The organism is uncultured Halorubrum sp., assembly GCF_937146585.1.
Classification (GTDB): domain Archaea; phylum Halobacteriota; class Halobacteria; order Halobacteriales; family Haloferacaceae; genus Halorubrum; species Halorubrum miltondacostae.
The window spans coordinates 1-2973 of the sequence record NZ_CAKZRO010000117.1; the positions used below are offsets into that span (position 1 = coordinate 1).

General features: G+C 68.8%; 2 protein-coding genes and 1 pseudogene. 1 reads left to right on the forward strand and 2 read right to left on the reverse strand.

Annotated features, from left to right (window positions below):
- The first annotated feature begins 76 nt into the window (after positions 1–76).
- On the forward strand, positions 77–505 hold the full coding sequence (locus tag Q0116_RS09705) for a PIN domain-containing protein (protein WP_297887422.1): 429 nt from the start codon (positions 77–79) through the stop codon (positions 503–505).
- A 142-nt stretch (positions 506–647) separates the two neighbouring features.
- On the opposite strand, the gene Q0116_RS09710 is transcribed toward Q0116_RS09705, so the two are convergent.
- Complete coding sequence (locus Q0116_RS09710; RefSeq protein WP_297887423.1) at positions 648–1592, reverse strand: DUF368 domain-containing protein; 945 nt, start codon at positions 1590–1592, stop codon at positions 648–650.
- A 103-nt stretch (positions 1593–1695) separates the two neighbouring features.
- Positions 1696–2973 (reverse strand): annotated as a pseudogene (locus Q0116_RS09715) (oligosaccharyl transferase, archaeosortase A system-associated); the annotation flags it as partial.

Here is a 2973-nt window from a genome sequence, read left to right on the forward strand (position 1 = left end):
CCGGTGGGCATCCGCCTTGCTACTACTGTGAAGAAGCGTTGCGGCAGCGCTACGCCGATGACAACGAGGCTGACGGATGACGGAGGGGGCTGCGATTCCCGAAACGATCGTCTTCGACGCCGAACCACTCATCGCCTATTTTTGTAACGAACCAGGGAGCGACACCGTCGAAACGTACGTTGAGGCCATCGAAGGCGCAGCAGACGGCTACATCTCGGCGACCAATCTCGCCGAGATCCATTATATCGTCCGGGCGATCGACGGCGAGGAGCGCGCTGATGCCGTCGTCGATGTCCTCGAGGAAAGTGGCATCCGTCGCGTCGACTCCGAACAGACATGGGCGCCAGCAGCCGATTTCAAATTTCGGTACTCGTTAGCACTCGGTGACGCTTTTGCGCTCGGGACAGCAGCGCACGTCGACGGGATGCTGTTGGTCGGTGCCGACGACGACTACGACGACGTCACCGATGTCCCGATCGCTCGGTTCCGGACCGAACCAGCTTGACTTCCTCCCACGACTGTCGTGGGCTCTTTCCTCTGTTCTCTGTAGGGTCGGCCAGACCCGGGTCTACCGACAAGCCCACCCATTTGAGGGTGGGTGGGTTGGTGACCCGCTTTCCCTTCTCAACCGCGACCGGAGCTGCCGCTCAGTACTCGATGGTCGCGGAGTAAAGATTCAGCACGGCAACGAGCCCGGCGCCGACGAGCCCAGCCAGCGCGAACCGCGGCGCGGCCGCGCGCCACGACTCGCCGCTCTCGGCCAGCCGCGCGGACACCTCCACTAACGGCGCGCGCAGCGCCCCCACGACCAGGCTCACGAGGAACGCGATCGTGGCGGCCCGCGCCCGCGACAGCGCGTAGCGCACGGCGTGCGCGATAGTGAAGAGCCCGCCGACGCCGCCGAGCAGGAACGCCGCCACCGGCGGCAGCGTTTCGACGAGCGCGTCCGCGCCGTCACCGAGCGCGAGCGCGCCGGTGGCGTCGACGAACCGCGCGACGACGCCGGACATGTACTCGTACTGGCCGAGAACGACGAGCAGCAGCGACCCCGAGATCCCGGGCAGCACCATCGCGCTGACGGCGAGGCCGCCCGCGACGAAGACGAGCGGGAGCGGGCTGCCGAGCGCGGTCGCGGCGACACCGGACGCGAGGAAGGCGAGCGCGAAGCCGGCGACCGCGGCGGCCTTCCGGCGCGGCGTCGAGAGGTCGACGTCGCCGAGCAGCACCGCGGCGCTGGCCGCGATCAGTCCGAAGAAGAAGCCGTACGTCGCCACCGGCTGGGTCGCGAGCAGGCGGTTCACCGCGCTCAACACGGTCACGACCGCGGTGCCGATGCCCGCGCCCAACACGAGGAGGAAGGCGCCGTCGACCTCGCGGAACGCGGCGCGCGCGTCGGCGCGGCCGCCCGGTCGCAGCCCACCGAGTACGCGACGCGCCCGGTCGGGGTCGACTGCGGTGACCGCCGCGATCAGGCGCTCGTAGATCCCGACGATCAGCGCGATGGTGCCGCCGGAGACGCCCGGCACGGCGTCGGCGCTCCCCATCGCCACGCCCTTGAGGTATATCGTCGCCCACTCGCGGAGGTCGGCCATCTGCTCTGGAGAAGCGCGGCCGCGGTAATGAAGGGCGGGGAATCGGGCCGCGTCGCCCGTGGCCGAGAAAACTGGCAGCCCGGCGCGGGGACGAGGGATGCGGTCAGTTCGGCGCGGTCGCCGCTGTCGCCGTCGTCGCGGCCGGCTCAACGCCGATCAGCGATCCCGCGTCCGTCGAGTTCCCGTCGTCGCTTCCACTCTCGTCATCGACGGGGCACTCGGGGTCGCCGCTCGGGCAGTCGATGACCTCCTCTTCGAGTTCGACCGTCGCCGCCGCGTCGTCTACACCGACGACCTGACCCTCGGTCACCTCGACCTGGCCGACGTGCTGAGTGGTGTACAGGTCGTCGTCGGTCGTCTGTGCGGTGGTGACGTTGTACGGCCCGGTCGCGCGGACGCTCGTGTTCGTGTACCCGTTCTCGGGGCCGAACTCGTCGTAGCCCGTCGTCGAGTACGGGAGCGTGAGCTCGAAGGTCCCGTCGTCGTCCGCGGTGGCGTACTGCGTGTACTCGAAGGTCTGCCCGTTCGGCTTGCGGAGCTCGACGGTCGCTTCGACCTCCTGACCGGGGGCAGCGCCCGAGCCCTCGACGGTCGCGCCCGGCACGCGTTCGAACGTCTTGACGAAGTCGTCGCCGAACGCGCCGAACAGCGACTCGCCGAACGTCGCCTGGAGGTCGACGCCGAACCGCTGGGCGAGGATCTGCGCCTGCTGGGCGTACGGCGACCGACCGGGGGCCTGCGTGGCGTGGACCAGCCGGTAGTGTTCGAGCGCGTCGACGCGCTCGGAGGGGACGCCCATGACGCCGCCGACCTGCGCGGAGCCGTCCTCCTCGACGTACGACCGCGCCGCGGAGAGGTTGTCGAACCGCCGGACCGCCTGTCCCTCGCTCGGCAGGACCTTGATCTCGATCTGGTCGCCGCTCTGGGTCTGTGCGGTCTGACGTTCGTAGTCGAGCACGACCGGGTCCGGCTCGACCGCGCTGCCGTAGTGCTGGTAGAGCCGGATCATCTGGCTCTCGTGGTAGCGCTGGGTGCGAACCTGGAGTGCTGGACGGAGCCCGCCTTGTTGGCCCTGTGCGCCCTCGACGCGCTGGTAGAGCAGCTCGTTGAAGTCGCGCACCGTCTCGTTACCGCTGTAGAACGTCACCGGCGCGTTGAACTTGGAGTTCGGCGACGCCATCTGCCAGTCGACCATCACGTAGCGAGTGTTGTTGCCCTCGGTGCTCTGACTTGCGAGGACTTCGGCCGCTTCCTCTTCGCTCGGTGCGAGAAGGTAATCCGCGGCTTCGCCCGCGTTCTGCTGGAACGGGTTCGCGTTCGGGATGCGCTCGGCGCGGGTGGTGATCCAGTGGCCGTAGTCCCACCACGACTGGACGCCGTA

Bases quoted from the DNA above. Each gene is read 5' to 3' on its own strand.
- Q0116_RS09705 (WP_297887422.1), top strand. From the start codon at position 77: ATGACGGAGGGGGCTGCGATTCCCGAAACGATCGTCTTCGACGCCGAA.
- Q0116_RS09710 (WP_297887423.1), bottom strand. From the start codon at position 1,592: ATGGCCGACCTCCGCGAGTGGGCGACGATATACCTCAAGGGCGTGGCG.